Origin of the sequence: Nonomuraea sp. NPDC059023 (genome assembly GCF_042740095.1) — a bacterium.
In the GTDB taxonomy this organism is placed as follows: domain Bacteria; phylum Actinomycetota; class Actinomycetes; order Streptosporangiales; family Streptosporangiaceae; genus Nonomuraea.
This window is the reverse complement of sequence record NZ_JBHYIO010000083.1, coordinates 1-17,334: the sequence shown is the minus strand read 5'-3', so window position 1 is coordinate 17,334 and position 17,334 is coordinate 1. Positions and strand designations below refer to the sequence as shown.

The following is a 17,334-nucleotide window of genomic DNA, read 5'->3' as shown; positions in this document are numbered from 1 at the left end:
CTCAACAACGAGCTTGGGCTGTCGCAGCTCGCGGTGAAGCGTGCGCGCGAAGCCGAGCTTCAGGCCGAGTACAACTACATGACCGCGCGGGCGCCTCTGCTTCTGGACCCGGAGTGCCCCGAGATCGGCAAGCGGGCCGGGCAGGTGTCTCAGAAGGCTCAGGAGCAGTGGTTCGCCGACCGTGTCCCTGACGAGTACTGGGCGCTGCGTGCGGCCCGGGTGGAGCGACAGAACGCGACCGATTACGCCTGGCAGGTCAAGGCCCAGGTCGAACTCATGAGGTCTTTGAACGTCAACGCCAAGGCCATGTACGACACCCCTGGGCGTGGCCGATGAAGACCCGCGTCCGCCCGTGCTGCAGCAGGGAGACCTTCGCCAACGAGGCCGAGGCCCGCCGGCGCCTTGACCGCATGACGCAGCTTGGGCTGCGCAGCGTGCTTCCGATCGACGTGGAGCGCTGCCGCAACGGCTGGCACCTGAGGTTCCCTCGCCCGGACTCTGGCCCGTCGCCGAAGCTGCGCGCGCTGGTGGAGACCCGGGACAAGGGGTGTGTCCGCTGCGGCGCCGTGGTGGCCCGGGATGAGGACTCAATCCACCACCGGGTCCCGCGGGGGCGCGGTGGTGAGAACACGGCCGAGAACCTCCTGCTCTTGTGCGGCTCTGGAACGACCGGATGCCACGGCTGGACCGAGAAGAACCGAGCCGAGGCCTACCAGCTCGGCTACCTCGTCCACACCGGGATCGACCCGCTGAACGTGCCGGTCAAACTGCTCGGCCGCGTGCTGGCCTACCCGTCCCCGGACGGCAAGTGGCTCATCACCGACGGCGTCCCATCAGACCTCGACATCCCCGTGGAGCAGCCATGAACGACCGCTTCTTCAAAGCCTGGTTCGTCTTCTGCGCGGTCATCGCCGTGGTCGTCATCGGGGTCGCCGTTTGGGCTGTGACCACTCTCGTCATCCACTTCACCGCTTCCTGATCTTCCGCTGGTCGCCCCGACTCATGGGGGACGGGGCGACCAGCGGCTCCCCAAGACCACTTCAGCCAACGGAGATTTCAATGGGCTCAAGAGGCTTCGTCACCTTCGTGGTGGACGGCATCGAGAAGACCACCTACAACCACTGCGACAGCTACCCAGGCGGCCTAGGAGTTGACGTCCTAACCTGGCTGCGCCTCGCGACTGCCGGCTCGGGTGACGCCGAGGCCATCTCCAGCCTCCGCGAGAGCGTCAGGGCCCTCCGTGTCGTTGATGACAAGTCGGCCCCAACGGAAGAGGACGTCAAGCGCCTCGCGGAGTTCGCCGACCTGCGCGTCTCCGATCGGGACCCGCGTGATTGGTACGTCCTTCTGCGCGAAACCCAGGGGGATCCGGGCCGCATGCTTCAAGCGGGCGCGATCCTCGATGCTTCTGACTTTCCCGCCGACTCCCTCTTCGCCGAGTGGGGCTATGTCATCGATCTCGATGCCGGGGCATTCGAGGCCTACGAGGGATTTCAGAAGGTGCCGCACACCAGGGGGCGCTTCGCCAGCCGCAACGACAGTGGGGACTACTACCCGGTCGCGCTTGCCGCGTCCTGGCCTCTCGGGGACCTCCCCAGTAACGACGCCTTCTCGTCCGCCCTTGAGGGCGACGAGGAGTAGCACTCCGATCTTCCGTGCGCGCTCGGGGGCGTGCATGGCATTCCAAGACCACGCCAGCACCAGGAGAACCGATGAGCAACCTCAGCGTTTTCGATTCGCGTCTCGCCTACCGGCCCGCTGTCGTCGAGGCGTTCCGTCGAGTCGCCGAGCCGGAGATCCAGCGAGCCGCGAACGACATAGCCGCCTGGCAGGAGGAAGTGAACACCCTCCAGGCGAAGATCGCGGACGCCAAGACGTACATCGCCGAGTTCCGGCAGGCGGTTCGAGACGTGGAGTCGTCGGCCGACCTGCCGCCGCTCGCCGTCACCGAAGAAATCACCTGCCGCACCTGCGGTCAGCCTGTCGTCCAGCGCGGCGACGGCACATGGACGCACGCCGGCCGGGAGCGCATGGAGAACGGCGACCGCTGCAACCCGAAGGACAAGCAGTCTCCTGAGGCCGTACCTGTAGGCCACAACACGGCAGCGGTCCTGCTGGAACGGATCGAGACCGCTCACGAGGGGCCCGACGGTACGAGAGGCATGGAGTCGTGACCGGGCGCCACTTATTGGCTCTGCCTGCTGCGCCATTCGCCCGCCACCACGGCAGACACCGCCGTCACGGCTCCTACACCGGCTGGTCCGGCCTGGCCGTGATCGTGCCCGCTGTCGCTGAGTCCTTCGTCCGCCGCCGCAGCGTTCCGCTGGCTTTGCTGCCGGTGAGCGACGAGATCGTCCCCTTCCGCCACCCCTACCCCGGGAGTCCCCGATGAGCAGCCCCTACAACACCAGCAGGATCAACCCACTGCTGCTTCTCGCCGAGTCGATGGGCGCAGGCGGCTCCGGCACCGCGATCGAGCGGATGGAAATGCAGGGCCAGCGAGAGTTCGTCAACTCCAGCGTCCTGCCGTCCAGGCTCAATCACGGCAGCGAAGACGAACTGACCACGCTCGGCTTCACGTTCGGCGACAAGGTCGACGGCGACCCGCTGTTCCGCCACGCCACCCTGCCGCCTGGCTGGAAGCGGGAAGGTTCCGAGCACGCCATGTGGTCGCACATCGTGGACGAGCTCGGCCGCAAGCGCGTCTCGGTCTTCTACAAGGCCGCCGTCTACGACCGGGACGCCTTCCTCAACATCGTCTCCGTCTACGGCTACGTCGGGGACTGCATCACCGACGGCACACAGCCGATCCTCGACGAGACGTGGGCGACCCACGACGCCGTCCGCGAGGCCGCCGCAGGCTGGCTCAAGCGGAACACCGAATACCTGGAGATGTACGAGGGCCGCGACGACGACTACGGCCGCGACCGCGTTACCGAACTCCGTTCGGAGATCGACGCGTGCCAGGCCGTCATCGACGCCCACGAGGAGATCGCCCGATGAGCGAGATCACCCCCGAGAAGGTCGCGGCCGCCGCTGCGTGGGGCGTGCACGGGTGGCGGGAGAGCCTGCGCGCCGCGCTGTGGGTGACGGCTGAGGGCGACGTTCTGAGCCTGACGACCTCCAGGTGGGAGCCCGACCCGGCGGACATCGAGGGCGGGGAGCACGTTCGCCACTTCACGGCGGTCGTCGTCGAGGGCGAGACCGCGCCGATCACCTTGAAGCGCCCTGCCGATGCCGAGCTGGAATTGCCCGGCGGCGACAGGCTCGGACTGGGCGGGACGATGGTCGCCGCCCGGCTCGTCCTGGATGGCTTCCTGCTGCCCGATGAGGCGCGGGAGATCGCTGCGCACCTCGCGGCTCTGGCGGATCTTGCTGAGGCCGCTCACGCAGAGACGGAGGCTGGCCGATGAGCACTCTCGACTCGATCGCCCCGTACCCGAAGAGCGAGGCCGAAGCCTCCGCTGAGGCGATGAGCGCCGCGTACGCCGTCACCGCGCAGATCAACTTCTGGCTGTGGCGGCACGAGTCTGGCGAGGCCGCCGCCCAGGCGCAGGAGGCGTTCGACGTCTTCTACGGCCTCACGTACGTCCTGTGGTCGCTGAAGAAGCGGGCCGGGACGGAGGTGGCCGACGAGGTCGCGCGCCGGTTGTGGACCGATCTGAAGCAGCGGGAGGCGCTGGGCCCGACACTGCGCGAGGTGCTGGCTGAGTACGGGATCGACCCGCAGGCTGTCGACAAGATCGCCGAGGAGTTCATCGCTGAGGACGCTCAGGCAGGACAGGAGCGTGCCCAGTGATCAGCGAGGAACTCCGTGACAGGTTCTGGGGTCCCGGCGGCTACCGAGACGGCGACGACCCCGCCAAGCGTGTCGTCGTGGACGGCGAGCACTACTTGATCTGCGAGGAGACGGGACAGCTCCGCTTCCGAGGCTTCGGCGGGAGCCGCTTCCACATCGAGTTCTTCGACGGCCGCCGCGCGACCACGACGAACCTGATGCACCAGGGCACGGTTCCCGACAGGTACCGGGATCTGTATCCGGACAACGCCCGCTTCCTCGCCGCCGATGAGGCCGCAGAGACAGGCGGTGGATCGTGAGCACGCTGACTCGCGAGGAAATCCACCGCCACATCGCGGTCGAGATCAACAACTGGGCCATGACGCGGTTCATCGCCGATGAGGGTCCTGGTCCCCGACAGTCCATGGGCGATGACGGTTCCTGGCTCATCCGGCTCAAGCCCAACGAGGCCGAGGCCACCACTCGCAAGGTGATCGAGAAGCTGGAGCAGCTCGGCGTCATCCCGGCACGCGCTGTCCCCTTCAAGGAGATGCACGAGCAGATCGCCGCTGCACTCGAAGCAGCGGGCCACGCGGCGGAGGGTGACGCTGACTTCGGGTTCGCGCTGCGCCGCCCGGTCGACTCGGGAGATCACCTGATCGTGGTGTGCGAGCCCAACGACTTGTGGCGGACGATGCCCGGCCAGGCAGTCCGGACAGCGCAGGGCCAGCACCTCGCCAGGTACACCCGGACGTTGGCCGAGGCCGGGTACGGCGTCGCCGAGTACGTCCACGACGACAAGCCGTGGGCACTCATCGTCGCCTCGTCCCAGGAGAGCGCCGACGAGCAGGCTCCCGGCATCTGTGAGGCGCTCGCCTATCTCAACCCGCCAAGGCAATCCGCTCAGCCAGAGCAGGAGGTGTGGACGCCATGAGCGACAAGGTCGTCTACCGCAGCACCCACCCGGACGTGCTCGCCGCGTGGGGGTTCGCGGCGAGGGCTCGCGAGGAGTGGGCCGACCAGATGAAGGCGTTCCTGGACGAGCACGGCCTTGGGAAGCGCACCGTCTGGACCTACAACGTCACCGGCGAGGTCTTCGGCATCGAGGACAACGGCGATGACATCCCTGACGGGTGGCGCGTCGACAGCCGAACGGGCCACCTCATGCCGAAGCTCGCCACGAAGCGGGGCAAGGCGATCAGCGCTCGTCTCAAGGAGCTCCCTCAGCCTGACCCGCGCGCCTCCATGCCGGGCATGCCCGCAGAATGCTTCGTCAGCCTTGCCCGACTCGTCTGCGGCCTGGCAGAGCTCGGCGGCGCCCTGTACGCCACGTGGAGCCGTGAGATCTCCGAGTCCGAGGTCGATGCCTCCCTGTGGGAGCGGGTCAAGCTCTCCGAGTACTACGCCGCCGTAGAGGCTCACGAGGCTGCTCAGGCTGTGACGGTGGGCGGTGAGGTCCAGTGAGCGAGCCGCTGACCGCCGAGCGCCTGGCCGAGATCCGCGAGCGTGTGGAGAAGGCCATCAAAGGGCCGTACGAGCCAGAGTGGGACTCCTGCGACTGCGGCGACCCGGCCCAGTGCCACAACGGCCACCGCTGGATCACAGCCCTCCGCCTCCATGAGCCGAAGACCATCAACCACGCCGGAGAACCCGCCCCCTGGGAGTACCTGTACTCCGAGCTAGGCGAGTTCCCGCCCGACACAGTGCTGCTGTTCGCGTCCGCCCGCAAGGACGTCCTGGACCTCCTCTCCGAGGTGGACCGCCTCAACGCCGAGTTGAAGATCGCCTTCCGTCCCGGCTTGTACCTGGAGATCCAGCAGGTCCTCGACGAAGCTCTCGGCACCGAAGACTCTGACGGCGCGGGAGAAGGCATCGTCGCCGACGTCTCCCTCGTGGCGACCCGGATGCGGGCTGTGGAGACCGAGGTGGACCGTCTCAAGGCCGAACTGGAAGCGAACCGGCAGCGCTGGTACCACAACGACGAGAGCCGCACCGAGTGCGTTGCAGGCTTCGATCCCGAAACGCGCGAGTGCGCCGAGGGCGGAGGAAAGGTCCTCTCCGCAGTGGAGTACCAGGCGCAGCTCATCGAGATCTGTCAGGGGCTGACCCAGAAGGCCGAGGAGTCAGAAGCCAGCGCCCTGGCCGAGGCGGTACGGCTCCGCGCTGAGCTCGACCGCGCCGCCGCCAAGCTCGCGGCCATCGCTCGGGTGAGGGCCTGGACAAACGAAGACGGCCACCGGTTCGTCTTCGTGAAGGACTTGTGGGCTGCTCTCGGTCTGCCAGCCGGTGAGGCGGTGAACCCTTGAACGACGTCGCCGAGTTCGTCCACGAGGCCACCCGAGGCACCTGGCTGATCTGGCCCGCCATCGCCGCGATCCTCGCCGTCGGCGCTGGCGTGGTCTGGATGTGGCGCCGTACCCGCAAGTCCCGCCCTGGCCGCGGACCCGACCGGGTGGAGCGCACCGTCCGTGACGCCCTCGCCTACGAGGCCGACCAGCAGATGCTCCGCCGTGGTGTATGCCCTGACGAGGATCTGGACGGCATGGCCTGCGACTGGGACTCCGAGATGCGCAGGAGGGACCGCCGTGGTTGAGCGCATCCTCGCCGTCATCGGCGGCGTCTTCGCCGGCGCCTGCCTGATCGGCCTCATCCTCCTCGGGATCCAGCGGCTGAAGCACAGGCGCGACCTCCGGTGTCCACTGCCTCCCATGGACCCGGAGGTGGTGCGGGAGTTGCAGATGGCCTACGCCCGGCTGCCGTACCTGCAGGCCGACGAGCGGATGTATCTGCATGCCGAGCTGAAGGGCATGGAGCGAGGTGAGAGGCCGTGAGTCGCCGCCGAACGCAACCAGGTCGCGTTGCGACACATCGCCCCGCGGTACGCCGGCGCCGGTTCCGTCACGACGAGCTCATCGCCGTCGATTTGTTCTCCGGCTTCGGCGGGCTGACGCAGGGCATCGAGCTGGCCGGGTTCACCACGATCATGGCGGCGAACCACAACGCCTACAAGGTCGAGGTCCACGAGGCCAACCACCCGCACGCCGAGCACTGGATCGCGGACCTGGTCGACCCGGAGTCGTCCGACTACCACTCGGCCCGGGATCTACCTCCCGCTGACCTTCTTGTCGCCGGTGTGAGCTGCTTCGCTGCCGGATCGCTTGTGCTGACGCGCCGCGGCCTCGTCCCGATCGAGAACGTGAACGTCGGCGACGAGGTGTGGACCCATCGATCGCGATGGCGGCCCGTCACCCACACGTCTGCCGTCGAGCGGCCCACGGTCACCGTCAACGCGACCACCGCGATCACCTGCACCCCCGACCACCCGTTCATCGCCGCCCAGGCCACACGGGCCTACCAACCCCGGCGGAAGTACCAACCCCTCGACGGCGCGCGATGCCTCGAATGTGGTGCCCCGGCCCCGCAGTTCAAGGCCGCCACCGCGCGCCTATTCTGCTCCCGGACGTGCAGCCAGGCCGACGCCAAGAGGCGTGCGCTTCCCGTGCTCGGCGAGCCCGGCGAGGTCCGAGCCGATTCCCTCGCCGGACACTGGGTGGCCAGCCCGATCCTCGTGGACGACAGCGGTGTCCTTCCCGTGATCGACGGGATGGGCGTTGTCACCGCTGACGTGGCCTGGGTGCTTGGCCGGTGGATCGGTGACGGGTGGTTGATGCGTCGACCCGAGCGCGGAGATGTGTGGTCTCGCGTGACGATCTGTGCCAGTCACGCTGAGAGCGACGCGCTCGCTGAGGAACTGGAGGCGCGAACCGACCTTCCGTGGAACCGCACGCGGCAGCGGACTACCGATACCTTCCACGTCAACCGCCGTGGCCTCGCCGACTTCCTGGCCGACAACTTCGGCCACGGCGCCACGGGCAAGCGCCTGCCGACGTGGCTGTTGTTCGCGCCCGAGTCGATCCGCCGCGCCTTCGTGGACGGCTACCTGTCCGCCGATGGGTACGTGAGCAGAGATGGCCTGCGCGTCCAGTCCATGTCGGTTTCGAAGCAGCTCACGGTCGGGATGCGTCTTCTGCTGACCTCGCTCGGCTACTACGCCACGATCCACTACCAGGAGCCCAGGGCCGAGGCGGTGATCGAGGGCCGTACGGTGCGGCAGCGACCCCGCTGGACCGTGACCGCCCACCTGGTCCGGGAGCGCAGGCCGAAGCACCGCGACCGCGATGGGTTCAGGTGGGGGAAGACCGCCGGCGTCGTCACCCCGGGCAAGACGGTCATGGTCTACAACATGACCGTCGACGAGGACCACACCTACGTGGTCGACGGAGTCTTGGTCCACAACTGCGTGAACCATTCGCAGGCCAATACGAAGAAGGCGTATGAGCAACGCCTGTCGTTGTTCGACCTCGACGACGATCCTGAGTTCGAAGAGCGCGTCACCAGATCAGAACGCGACCGGGCGACGGCGAACTGTGTCCTGCACTACGCGGCGCAGCATCACCCGCGGATGATCCTGGTCGAGTGCACCACGGAACTTACGTCGTGGGGTCCCGCCGTCCAAGGCAAGAAGTACGGCGACGGTTCCACCTACCGGTGGTGGCTCAAGCAATTCGGCATCCTGGGCTACAAGCACCGCATTCTGTACCTCAACAGCATGTTCTTCGGCGTCCCGCAGTCCCGTGACCGCTTCTACGCGATCTTCTGGGACGAGCGCCTGCCCACCCCGGACCTCGACCATCGGCCGGAGTCGTGGTGCTCTGGCTGCGGCACCATCGTGCAAGCCGTCTGGACGTGGAAGACGGGAATCCCGCCCACGGGCAGCGTCCGCTACGGCAAGCAGTACGAGTACCGGTGCCCGTCCTGCCGGGGCATCGTGATTCCGCCGTTCGCGCCGTCGATCAACGCCCTCGACCTGTCCAACCTCGGCACCCGGATTGGTGACAGGCCGCTGCGCGAGTTCACGGACAAGGCGACCGGGGCGACCGTGCTCAGCCCGCTCGCGCCCTCCACGATGGCCCGCGCCGAGCGGTGCAGGCAGCGGTTCGCCGACTTCCCCGCCGTGCTCATGCCGGCCAAAGCGGAGCGCGGGTCCGAACGCCACCCATGGCAGCCGCTCGTGACGCAGACCAGCCAGCAGGAGACCGCGATTCTCTCCACCGGCGCGCTCATCGCCGCCGCCGGCAACACCTTCGAGCGACCCGGCTCCGACTGCCGGACCCGCACCTTGGCCGAGCCGATGCCGTCCCAGACCGCGACCAACACCCAGGCACTGTTCACGCCCCCGGCAGCCGTGGTGACCGGGCAGGTGATGGTCGCCCACCGGCACAACGGCGACGGCAAGCACATCACCCAGCCGATGGACACGGTCACGAGCACGCACGAGAAGGCCGTCCTGCTCGCCGCTGTGGACAACTTCCAGGGCGCGGCCCGCGGCGTTGACGAGGCGCTCCCCACGCAGGGCGGCTCGGAGACCCTGGCGCTGCTCTCTGCTGGCGTTCTGCCGTTCCGGAAGAACACCACCCCGACGACGCACGCAGAGGCGATGCCCACCGTCACGTCCGACCAGATTCCCGGCCTGCTCTTCTCCGGCTGGTACAAGGAGAACGGCAAGACCGCTCCGCACCCCATGTGCGACCCGCTCGGAACGATCACCGCCCACGACACAACGGCGCTCCTGCACGCAGAGTGGCGCGAGGCCCTCGCAGACCTGACGATCGAGGACTGCTCCCTCCGCATGATGACCTCCTACGAGGTAGGCGAAGGCTGCGGCTTCAACGTCGGCTTCCCCGGCCATGAAGGCACCTTCAAGGTCTGGGGTTCCGCCCGCGACCAGGTGGATGGGTTCGGCAACGCGGTCAGCCCGCCGGTCGGGCACTTCATCGGTGCCCGCCTCCGCGCCGTCCTTCACGCCGAGGAGGTCGCATGATCCCGTACTGCTGCGTCGTCGCGGAGTTCGACGGATTCACCCGGGAGGAGCACGCGCCTGGGTGTCGTGAACGCCCGCCGGCTCCTCTCGTACAGGACACCGCGACTCCCGCTTCGGAGGTGACCGATGCGACCTGACCTGTCGCCCGCTCTCTCCCGTATCGCCGCCCACATCCCGTGCCTGGACCGGGCTGCTGCTGACGTGTCTGCTCCTGCTCCTGTACGGGCTCGGGCCGCAGTGATGGCTCAGGCAGCCCGTACCGCGGTCGGCCTGTCCGGAGCAGCCCGGACTGATCCGGAACACATCGGAACGGAGGAGAGCTGATGCCTAACTGGTCTTGGCAGGAGGACGCGCGATGCCGCGGCGAGAAGCTCGTGCTCTTCTTCGGCCCCGAGGGGGAGCGGCAGCCCGAGCGCGACGTACGCGAGCCGAAGGCGAAGGCCATCTGCCGCGGCTGCCCGGCCCTCTTGGCCTGCCGGGAGACCGCCTTCCAGCTGAACCACCACAACGGCGTCTGGGGCGGACTCGGCGAGGAGGAGCGGGCCATCAAGCGCCGCACCTGGCTGAAGGCCACCGCCCGCGCAAGGGCGGAGGTCTCCTGATGACGTACACGACGCCGGCGCGCGGCCACGACGCCGAGTGGCTGACCCACAACGCCATGGTCGCCAACGACCGCGCCCGCAAGGCAGGCGTCAGGCAGGGCACGGACACCAAACTGCGGACCGTCCCTCCGCCGCGAGACATCACGCCGCAGGAGCGTGCCCGGACGCAGGGCTTCGTCATCGGGTGGAGCCTCGAACGGCACGACTGCCGGTGGCTGACCCGCTGCCGCCGCCACCGCAAGGCGTGGTGCGCCTGCCGGCCGTGCCCTCACCCGGACCACACCGTCCACGCCCGCGAAGCAGCCGAGCTGCTGCTCATGGTCGGCGTCTGCGAGAGGAGCGCAACGTGAGCACGGTCAGGCACGGCACGTGCCGCCGCTACAGCGCCTACAAATGCCGCTGCACACCCTGCAAGGCCGCGAAAAGCCGGTACGACGCCAACCGCACCCGGCTGATCGCCTACGGCCAGTGGGAAACCTACACAGACGTCGAGCCGGTCCGTGCCCACGTGGCCGAACTGATGCGTCACGGCCTCGCCAAGACCACCATCGCCGACCTCGCCGGCGTCTCCCACGACTGCGTGCTCGACCTCATGGCGGGCAGACATAGCCGCGGCCTGTACGTGGTCAACGCCCAGGCGCTGCTGGCGGTGTCATTCAACCTTGACCTGCTGCCCGCCAGATCGGCGGTCGGCGCCATGGGCACACGGCGCCGCATCCAAGCCTTGGCCGCACTGGGCTACTCGCTGACCGAGCAGGCCCGGCGTCTGGGCCGGACTGTGAACAACTTCCACGCCGTACTAGGCAAGCCGAAGGTGTTCGCCGGCACCGCCCGAGCCGTCCGTGACCTGTACGAGCTTCTGTCGATGACGCCGGCGCCGCCGTCTCACGGCGCGAAGCTGGCCCGGTCTATGGCAGACCGCAACGGCTGGCTGCCGCCGCTGGCCTGGGACGACATCGACGACCCGAACGAGAAGCCCAAGGGCGTCCGCAAGGAGGCGTCGTGAGCAACCTCGCAGACCGCATGTGCGGCCGGACCCGCCATCACCTTCAGGACGAGACGAGGATCTTTGCCGATACGGGGCGCTTCGATGCCAGAGGGGCAGAAGCAGAAGATAGCCGAGAGTTTGCGGGCTCGAACCGATACGCAGCTCAAGCGATGCCCCAAGTGCGGCATAACGAAAGACCGAGAGCGGGATTTCGGCAGGCGCACAAACGGATACTCGCGGTCGAGGTGCCGCTCCTGCGAGCGCGCGGACACGCTCACCTGGCAGAAGGCCAACCCGCAGCGCGTAAGGGAGGCGAATCGCCGGGGTGGGCTCTGGCGCTACTTCGGCCTAACCGAGGGAGAGTACGACGCGCTTCTCGCCGCCCAGGACGGCCGCTGTGCTATTTGCGGTCGGGCGAGTGCCGACGTGTCGAAAGGTCGCCTGTACGTAGACCACTGTCACGCCTCTGGCAGGATTCGCGGCCTGTTGTGCAACCCATGCAATACCGGTATCGGACTGCTCCAGGAGGATCCGAGCCGCTTTCTCGCAGCGATCACATATTTGGACGCGCCGAATCCACGCCTCCCGCTTCTCTATGCCAACCCTGCGGTGCCTTCGGGCCAGAGGCGGCGGGCGCGTGGCTAATCCCTGCCTGGCACGTCGGGCACCTGCCGAACGCGGCACGCGAATGGCCCGGGGAGGCGTCGTGAAGATGTCAGGAGCCCTGGGCTTCGGAGGACAAGTTCCCGGTGATCTGCCTGAGCAGCTCCGAGTCGCGTTCTTGGGTGGGGTCGAAGACGTAGATGATGCCGCTGCTGCGGATCAGCTGGTTGAGCAGTTCGACCTGGGCCGCTGGGCGGGTCTTACGGGCGGGCGCCGGCTTCCTGCCGTCGACGACGTCAGCGTCTTCCTGAATGCGACGGATGTGTTCAGGTTCACGATCGAAGTGCCTGGCGATGTCGGCCTGCTTGGTGCCCTGATCGCGAGCTTCACGGATGGCCCGGCCGAAGTCCAGCCAGGCACCGTTGACGATCTCTTCGGCAAGCTTCTCCGCTTGCTGAACTCGGGCGTACGCAGCGTCGAGGGCAGCCATGGGGTCGGTCACCTCTCCATCATCACACCACTGATGTGGCCACCTTAGCATGTGGGGTCCACATGTCAATGTGCCCACATGGAAACGTTGGCCCCACATGAAGATGTGGGCTATCGTTGGACTCGAACAACTGAGTGATCAGGGGGACTGAAGTGGCGTCACTCCGAAGATCAGCTATCCCTTTCGAGTCTCTGAACCCCTTGGCGACGACGAACGGATGGCCGACCTACATGAGCACGCAAGCGATGGTGTGGGCCCTGGAGGATGCTCCAGACGTACCGGCTCAAGCTCTCGGCGTGCTGATGGGGCTGGCGAATCATGCCGACGAGCATGGCCGCGGTGCGTATCCGGAGCAGGCGACGCTGGCGGAGTACGCCCGCAAGTCGGGCCGGCAGGCACGGACGGACCTGACCCGGTTGGAGGAACTGGGGCTGATCCGGCGCGGCGACCAGAGCCTTGTTGCGCATCTCCGGGAGGACAGACGGCCGGTGGTGTGGGACGTGGCGATGGAGCGTCGCAAGGAGAAGAGCGGCCGGAAGTCTACTTCCGGGGGGAAGCCCACTTCCGGCCGGAAGTCTGGCGTATCCGAGGACGAAATCGCTGGTGACGAACCTGCGCCCGGAAGTGGGCTTCCGGGCGGCAGTGAGGTTCCGGCCGGAAGTACAGCGTCGAACGGCCGGAAGTCCACTTCCGACGAACCGTCCGTAGAACCGTCCGAAGGTTGTTCTCTCCCTACGGGAGAGAACAACACCAGCGCGCACACGCGTGATAGCACCTCCGGCGACTCCTCGAAGCCAAAACGCAAGAGGGCGACCAAGGCCGAGTTGGAAGAGCGAGAGCAGCAAGCGCAGGACCTCACGACGAAGTTCTTCGAGCGCTACGAGACCGCCCAGAAGTTCATCGCCATCCGCCAGGTGCTGCTCGGCGTGCTTGGCAACGGCATCAGCCGCGACCGACTGGCCATCGTGATCGACCGACTCGGCCGCGAACAGAAGCCGATCTCCGGCGCCAGCATCCAGTTCGTTCTCGGCCAACTCAAGGACGAGCAGGAACGGCGCAACGGCAACACGCGGGCCGGACCCCGCGGCCGACCCGCGACGCCACCCACCACAAGCCCCCGTAACCGATGGATGGAGCGAGAATGATCGACGAAGCGCAGCTCGACCCGCACGACATCGACGCCGAGATGTCCGTCCTCGGCGCCATGCTGCTGTCGCAGGCGGCGGTGGAGAAATGCCTGGCCTCGATCTCAACCGGAGACTTCTACCGCGGCGCCCACAAGGTGATCCATGAGGCGGTCCTGACGATCGTCCGCGACGGCAGGCCGGTAGACGCCACGGTGGTGCTTGGCCAGCTCATGGACTCCGGTTTGCTGGACAAGGCGGGCGGAGGCAGCTACTTGCACACTGTGATGGCCGCCTGCCCGACGCCGGCCAACGTGAGCCACTACACGGCGATCGTTCGCGGGCTCGCTGTCCGCCGCCGCCTGATCGCCGCTGGGCGCCGAATCACGCACTGGGCGATGGAGTCCGGCGACGCGCACGGTCTCACCGAGGCGGCGCTGCGCGAACTCGAAGAGGTCCGCGACTTCGAGATGGGCGAGGACGACATCGACACCCAGACGGTCGGGCAGTTCCTCGACGTCGCCGACGACGAGTACGACTGGATCGTCCCGGGTCTGCTGGAGCGAGGTGACCGGCTGATCCTCACGGGCACGGAAGGACTCGGGAAATCCACCCTCTTCCGGCAGTTGGCCGTGACCATCGCTGCGGGCATCCACCCGTTCAACCACGGAACCATCCCGGCCAAGCGCGTGCTGATCCTGGACTGCGAGAACACACCCACGCAGGTGCGGCGCAAGCTGCGCCCCATGGTGACGCAGGCCAGGCTGCAGGGCCGTTCGATCGAGGAGACGAACCTGTGGCTGGAGATCCGCCCGCAGGGGCTGGACCTGGCCAACGACCGGGACCTTTCCTGGCTGATGCGGCGCGTCGCGCTCATCCAGCCGGACGTGGTGTTCCTCGGCCCGCTCTACCGGCTCGCTCCGCGTGCGCTGAACAGCGATGACGAGGTCGCGCCGGTCCTCGCAGCCCTGAACATGATCCGCGCCCGTGGCGCCTGCGTCCTGCTCGAAGCCCACGCCGGCCACGCGCTCGGCTCTGGCGGACGTCGGGACCTGCGCCCCCGCGGCTCCTCAGCCCTGCTCGGCTGGCCCGAAATGGGGTACGGAATCCGCAAGGCCGACGTCAAGGACGTCAAGGACGCCAACGTGATCCGCACCGTGGATGTCGAGTCCTGGCGCGGAGACCGGGACGAACGTACCTGGCCGGAACGGCTCCGCGCTGGCGGCGCCTGGCCGTGGACCGAAACCATCATCGGCTTCGACGAGCAGAAGTCGTGGACCCCGACGAGCGCGCTGGAGCGGTCTGCATGACTATCCAGGCAATCGACACCACCTACAAGGGATGTCGCTTCCGCTCCCGCCTCGAAGCCAGGTGGGCCGTCTTCTTCGACACGCTCGGCATCCGGTGGGAGTACGAGCCCCAGGGTTACCTCGTGGGCCCGAAGCGCCGCCCGTACTTGCCGGACTTCTACCTGACCGAACTCCGCTGGTGGGTCGAGGTCAAAGGGCCGATGGATCGGCTCGACATCCCGCTCCTTCTCGACGCAGTCCACCCTGCCCATGGTTTAGGCCGTGAGGATGCCTTCTGCATGACGAACATGCTCATCCTCGGAGACATCCCCACGGGCGAGATGCCGTTCGGCCACCTGAGCATCCGCCGATCACGAGCCATCGGCACCCCGCTCCGCGGCCAGCAGCCCATCATCGGAGCCGGCTGCGGCGGACACTGCGCCTTCACCGGCCCGCTGTTCGGCTTTCACTTCATCGCCCCTGCCTGCGGCATCCTGCCTGACGTTGAGGACGACGAGTTCAAGACGATGCTGTGCCGCCACGGCGCCCTCCTGGTACCAGCCTGCCGGGCGTCCTCCAAGCAGCCTCGCGGCGATCTGACTGAGGCGATCCCGCTGCCCAAGGCTCCGTACGCCGAGTATCTGGAGCACGCCTACGTGGCTGCCCGCTCGGCTCGCTTCGAGCATGGGGAGCGCGGATGACCACAGACATGGCCTTGGATCCCCGCGACCTGCTCACCGACTCCCACCGCATCGCGCTCATCCGCCGCCACGCCGGCGAACGCGACATCGAGGTGGAGATCTGCGCCGAATCCGGGCGCGCCTGGCTAATCGACCGGGCGGAGAAGGACGTCAACCAGGCGCTCATCGGAGAAGTCCTGTGCCCCAACTTCGAGCCTCTGCGCGGGATGGTCCGGTACGAGGCGCTTGACCTGCTCGCGGAGATTGATCGGCTCCGTGCCGCGCTCGCCGCCGCTCTGGCTAACCCAGGACCACCCGACCCCAAGATCGCCGCTCCCTCCCTACCTGAAGGAGACACCCATGGCTGACACGAAGATCACGAGCGCTGCCGACCTTGCGGTTGCTCTGCTCGACGACATCGAGGACGGCAAGATCCCAGGATCGCCGATCCGCTACCGAGGAGAGGAGATCTGGCTGCACACCACTGGCCAGGTCGAAGGCTGGCTGAGGACTCGGCTGGAGCAGGCAGGGCTGATCCAGCCCGTCGAGGACGACTGGACGCCTGATGCCGAACCCGCTGCGAAGCACGGCGGCGAGGTGATTACCCGATGAGCGCTGTAGGTGAGTGCGGGGCGGTGAGCGAGCACGGGGACGTGTGCGGGCTTCCACCCCATGACACGGGCCTCTGCCGGTCCAGCAGCCCTCGCAGGCACGTGTCCTCCCCGGAGAAGGCGTCCAAGCCGTGGTTCTGGTACCGCGACGACGCCACCGCCTGGAACGCCGTCCACCCGGTCGGTACGCCCGTCCTGGCGTGGCCCGGGACCCGAGACGACGAGCCGTTGGTCACCCGCACCCGGACTCCGGCGTGGACGCTCGGCCACGGTGCTGCCGTGGTGTCGGTCGAAGGCCGGTCTGGCGGCATCAACCTGACCCACATCCAGGTCGTCGAACCTGCCGAGTCGGAGGTGTTCGCCCCATGAGCGCCACGACCAAGCCCGCTCCCGCTCCTGGCCAGGTGTGGGCGTACCGGGACGGAGACGACGTCCGCTACCTGACGGTGCTGTCCGTGACTCCCCAGTACGTGCACGCCCAAGGCGTCCGCAAGACCCGCATCCTGGCTGACCGATTCGGGCGCGGCTCGCGCTGGACGCTCCACGCCGACACGGAGCGAGGCGACCATGGCTGACACCAAGACCATCGCCGACGAGCTGAAGCAGGCAGCCAGGACGCTTCGGCAGACAGCCGATGGCACCACACCTGGCCGCTGGAAGCCTGGCGACCTCGAAGAGCAGCCTGACTACAGCAGGCGGATCGAGATCACCGCAGACGGCGGTTCAGTCGCAGAGATCAACGTGAGCCTTGAGGCTGCGATCTGGCCACACATGTGTGCCGGGGCCAAAGCGGACGCGGCATGGATCGCCCTGGCCAGTCCGCTGCTGGCTGAGCCTCTCGCCTCCTGGCTGGAGGAGGCTGCCCGGATCGCGGTCGCTCATCCGCAAGATCCGAACTATGCCGCCGCGCCTGAACTCGCGTTCTGCACCGAATGCCAAGACGAGGAGACCGACTGCGTCCGGGTCGTACGTGGCGCTTTGGCTGTGGCTCGGGCCTTGAACAACACCACCAACCGCGAGGGAGATCACTGATGGACACGCAGGGATGGCGCAAGAGCACTCTGTGTAATGGCAATAGCGCTTGCGTGTTGATCAAGGAGCCGTGTGAGGAGAACGGCTGGACGTGGCAACTCCGGGACGGCAAGGACGACAACGGCGACATCCTCAGCTTCACGCAACAGGAATGGGACGCCTTCACTGCGGGTGTCCGCTCTGGCGAGTTCGACCTGGGCGTCGTCGGGGTGGGCGATGCCTGAGCCGAAGGTCGTCGACGTACGCCCAGACGCTG

The 17,334-nt window shown here is 67.4% G+C and carries 29 protein-coding genes; 28 read left to right on the top strand and 1 reads right to left on the bottom strand.

All coding sequences use genetic code 11. From position 1 onward, the window contains the following. The 19 genes from ACFWYW_RS57595 to ACFWYW_RS57505 all read left to right on the top strand — a co-directional run. Nucleotides 1-336, top strand: a 336-nt coding sequence (locus ACFWYW_RS57595) for a hypothetical protein (protein WP_379627476.1), incomplete at its 5' end; no start/stop codon positions are given. After that, nucleotides 333-866 (top strand): HNH endonuclease, encoded by a 534-nt coding sequence (locus tag ACFWYW_RS57590; RefSeq protein ID WP_379627478.1) that lies wholly within the window; start codon nt 333-335, stop codon nt 864-866. The genes ACFWYW_RS57595 and ACFWYW_RS57590, both read left to right, overlap by 4 nt. A gap of 193 nt (nt 867-1,059) precedes the next feature. After that, complete coding sequence (locus ACFWYW_RS57585) at nt 1,060-1,641, top strand: hypothetical protein (protein ID WP_379627480.1); 582 nt, start codon at nt 1,060-1,062, stop codon at nt 1,639-1,641. A gap of 71 nt (nt 1,642-1,712) precedes the next feature. After that, a complete protein-coding gene (locus ACFWYW_RS57580) occupies nt 1,713-2,174 on the top strand; it encodes a hypothetical protein (RefSeq protein WP_379627482.1) in 462 nt (153 codons plus the stop codon). After that, a complete protein-coding gene (locus tag ACFWYW_RS57575) occupies nt 2,171-2,392 on the top strand; it encodes a hypothetical protein (protein WP_379627484.1) in 222 nt (73 codons plus the stop codon). Before ACFWYW_RS57580 ends, ACFWYW_RS57575 begins: the two co-directional genes overlap by 4 nt. Next, a complete protein-coding gene (locus ACFWYW_RS57570) occupies nt 2,389-3,003 on the top strand; it encodes a hypothetical protein (RefSeq protein ID WP_379627486.1) in 615 nt (204 codons plus the stop codon). Before ACFWYW_RS57575 ends, ACFWYW_RS57570 begins: the two co-directional genes overlap by 4 nt. Then, nucleotides 3,000-3,413: a hypothetical protein gene (locus tag ACFWYW_RS57565; RefSeq protein ID WP_379627488.1), complete on the top strand. Its 414-nt coding sequence runs from the start codon at nt 3,000-3,002 to the stop codon at nt 3,411-3,413. The genes ACFWYW_RS57570 and ACFWYW_RS57565 overlap by 4 nt, the downstream gene beginning before the upstream one ends. After that, on the top strand, nt 3,410-3,799 hold the full coding sequence (locus ACFWYW_RS57560) for a hypothetical protein (RefSeq protein WP_379627490.1): 390 nt from the start codon (nt 3,410-3,412) through the stop codon (nt 3,797-3,799). The genes ACFWYW_RS57565 and ACFWYW_RS57560 overlap by 4 nt, the downstream gene beginning before the upstream one ends. After that, complete coding sequence (locus ACFWYW_RS57555) at nt 3,796-4,098, top strand: hypothetical protein (RefSeq protein WP_379627493.1); 303 nt, start codon at nt 3,796-3,798, stop codon at nt 4,096-4,098. Before ACFWYW_RS57560 ends, ACFWYW_RS57555 begins: the two co-directional genes overlap by 4 nt. Continuing rightward, nucleotides 4,095-4,712, top strand: a complete 618-nt coding sequence (locus ACFWYW_RS57550; RefSeq protein ID WP_379627495.1) for a hypothetical protein — start codon at nt 4,095-4,097, stop codon at nt 4,710-4,712. The genes ACFWYW_RS57555 and ACFWYW_RS57550 overlap by 4 nt, the downstream gene beginning before the upstream one ends. Then, nucleotides 4,709-5,242 carry a hypothetical protein gene (locus ACFWYW_RS57545; RefSeq protein WP_379627497.1) on the top strand — a complete coding sequence of 178 codons (534 nt, stop codon included), beginning with the start codon at nt 4,709-4,711 and terminating at the stop codon, nt 5,240-5,242. The genes ACFWYW_RS57550 and ACFWYW_RS57545 overlap by 4 nt, the downstream gene beginning before the upstream one ends. Continuing rightward, a complete protein-coding gene (locus tag ACFWYW_RS57540; protein ID WP_379627499.1) occupies nt 5,239-6,084 on the top strand; it encodes a hypothetical protein in 846 nt (281 codons plus the stop codon). The genes ACFWYW_RS57545 and ACFWYW_RS57540 overlap by 4 nt, the downstream gene beginning before the upstream one ends. Continuing rightward, the gene (locus ACFWYW_RS57535) at nt 6,081-6,371 is read left to right on the top strand and encodes a hypothetical protein (RefSeq protein ID WP_379627501.1); all 291 of its coding nucleotides are present in this window, start codon (nt 6,081-6,083) and stop codon (nt 6,369-6,371) included. Before ACFWYW_RS57540 ends, ACFWYW_RS57535 begins: the two co-directional genes overlap by 4 nt. Then, the gene (locus tag ACFWYW_RS57530; RefSeq protein ID WP_379627503.1) at nt 6,364-6,609 is read left to right on the top strand and encodes a hypothetical protein; all 246 of its coding nucleotides are present in this window, start codon (nt 6,364-6,366) and stop codon (nt 6,607-6,609) included. Before ACFWYW_RS57535 ends, ACFWYW_RS57530 begins: the two co-directional genes overlap by 8 nt. After that, nucleotides 6,606-9,659 (top strand): DNA cytosine methyltransferase, encoded by a 3,054-nt coding sequence (locus tag ACFWYW_RS57525; RefSeq protein ID WP_379627505.1) that lies wholly within the window; start codon nt 6,606-6,608, stop codon nt 9,657-9,659. The genes ACFWYW_RS57530 and ACFWYW_RS57525 overlap by 4 nt, the downstream gene beginning before the upstream one ends. A gap of 323 nt (nt 9,660-9,982) precedes the next feature. Then, complete coding sequence (locus ACFWYW_RS57520) at nt 9,983-10,261, top strand: WhiB family transcriptional regulator (protein ID WP_379627507.1); 279 nt, start codon at nt 9,983-9,985, stop codon at nt 10,259-10,261. After that, nucleotides 10,261-10,611, top strand: a complete 351-nt coding sequence (locus tag ACFWYW_RS57515; protein WP_379627509.1) for a hypothetical protein — start codon at nt 10,261-10,263, stop codon at nt 10,609-10,611. Before ACFWYW_RS57520 ends, ACFWYW_RS57515 begins: the two co-directional genes overlap by 1 nt. Beyond that, the gene (locus ACFWYW_RS57510; protein WP_379627511.1) at nt 10,608-11,267 is read left to right on the top strand and encodes a hypothetical protein; all 660 of its coding nucleotides are present in this window, start codon (nt 10,608-10,610) and stop codon (nt 11,265-11,267) included. The genes ACFWYW_RS57515 and ACFWYW_RS57510 overlap by 4 nt, the downstream gene beginning before the upstream one ends. Nucleotides 11,268-11,351: 84 nt before the next feature. Then, entirely contained in the window at nt 11,352-11,894 is a 543-nt protein-coding gene (locus ACFWYW_RS57505) for an endonuclease VII domain-containing protein (protein ID WP_379627513.1), read from the top strand. A gap of 70 nt (nt 11,895-11,964) precedes the next feature. On the opposite strand, the gene ACFWYW_RS57500 is transcribed toward ACFWYW_RS57505, so the two are convergent. Then, nucleotides 11,965-12,354 (bottom strand): hypothetical protein, encoded by a 390-nt coding sequence (locus tag ACFWYW_RS57500; RefSeq protein WP_379627515.1) that lies wholly within the window; start codon nt 12,352-12,354, stop codon nt 11,965-11,967. Between the two features lie 218 nt (nt 12,355-12,572). Here ACFWYW_RS57500 and ACFWYW_RS57495 point away from each other — a divergent pair, with 218 nt between their 5' ends. The 9 genes from ACFWYW_RS57495 to ACFWYW_RS57455 are packed head-to-tail and all read left to right on the top strand — an operon-like array spanning nt 12,573 to nt 17,302. After that, complete coding sequence (locus ACFWYW_RS57495) at nt 12,573-13,487, top strand: helix-turn-helix domain-containing protein (protein ID WP_379627517.1); 915 nt, start codon at nt 12,573-12,575, stop codon at nt 13,485-13,487. Then, nucleotides 13,484-14,776, top strand: coding sequence for a DnaB-like helicase N-terminal domain-containing protein (locus ACFWYW_RS57490; protein WP_379627519.1), 1,293 nt, complete (start codon nt 13,484-13,486; stop codon nt 14,774-14,776). Before ACFWYW_RS57495 ends, ACFWYW_RS57490 begins: the two co-directional genes overlap by 4 nt. After that, the gene (locus tag ACFWYW_RS57485; RefSeq protein ID WP_379641430.1) at nt 14,740-15,456 is read left to right on the top strand and encodes a hypothetical protein; all 717 of its coding nucleotides are present in this window, start codon (nt 14,740-14,742) and stop codon (nt 15,454-15,456) included. Before ACFWYW_RS57490 ends, ACFWYW_RS57485 begins: the two co-directional genes overlap by 37 nt. Then, entirely contained in the window at nt 15,453-15,803 is a 351-nt protein-coding gene (locus ACFWYW_RS57480; RefSeq protein ID WP_379627523.1) for a hypothetical protein, read from the top strand. Before ACFWYW_RS57485 ends, ACFWYW_RS57480 begins: the two co-directional genes overlap by 4 nt. Further along, complete coding sequence (locus ACFWYW_RS57475; protein WP_379627525.1) at nt 15,796-16,047, top strand: hypothetical protein; 252 nt, start codon at nt 15,796-15,798, stop codon at nt 16,045-16,047. Before ACFWYW_RS57480 ends, ACFWYW_RS57475 begins: the two co-directional genes overlap by 8 nt. Beyond that, nucleotides 16,044-16,415 (top strand): hypothetical protein, encoded by a 372-nt coding sequence (locus tag ACFWYW_RS57470; RefSeq protein WP_379627527.1) that lies wholly within the window; start codon nt 16,044-16,046, stop codon nt 16,413-16,415. The genes ACFWYW_RS57475 and ACFWYW_RS57470 overlap by 4 nt, the downstream gene beginning before the upstream one ends. Further along, nucleotides 16,412-16,621, top strand: a complete 210-nt coding sequence (locus ACFWYW_RS57465) for a hypothetical protein (protein WP_379627529.1) — start codon at nt 16,412-16,414, stop codon at nt 16,619-16,621. The genes ACFWYW_RS57470 and ACFWYW_RS57465 overlap by 4 nt, the downstream gene beginning before the upstream one ends. Continuing rightward, nucleotides 16,614-17,078 carry a hypothetical protein gene (locus ACFWYW_RS57460; RefSeq protein WP_379627531.1) on the top strand — a complete coding sequence of 155 codons (465 nt, stop codon included), beginning with the start codon at nt 16,614-16,616 and terminating at the stop codon, nt 17,076-17,078. The genes ACFWYW_RS57465 and ACFWYW_RS57460 overlap by 8 nt, the downstream gene beginning before the upstream one ends. After that, nucleotides 17,078-17,302 carry a DUF397 domain-containing protein gene (locus tag ACFWYW_RS57455; RefSeq protein ID WP_379627533.1) on the top strand — a complete coding sequence of 75 codons (225 nt, stop codon included), beginning with the start codon at nt 17,078-17,080 and terminating at the stop codon, nt 17,300-17,302. The genes ACFWYW_RS57460 and ACFWYW_RS57455 overlap by 1 nt, the downstream gene beginning before the upstream one ends. The last annotated feature ends 32 nt before the right edge of the window (nt 17,303-17,334 follow it).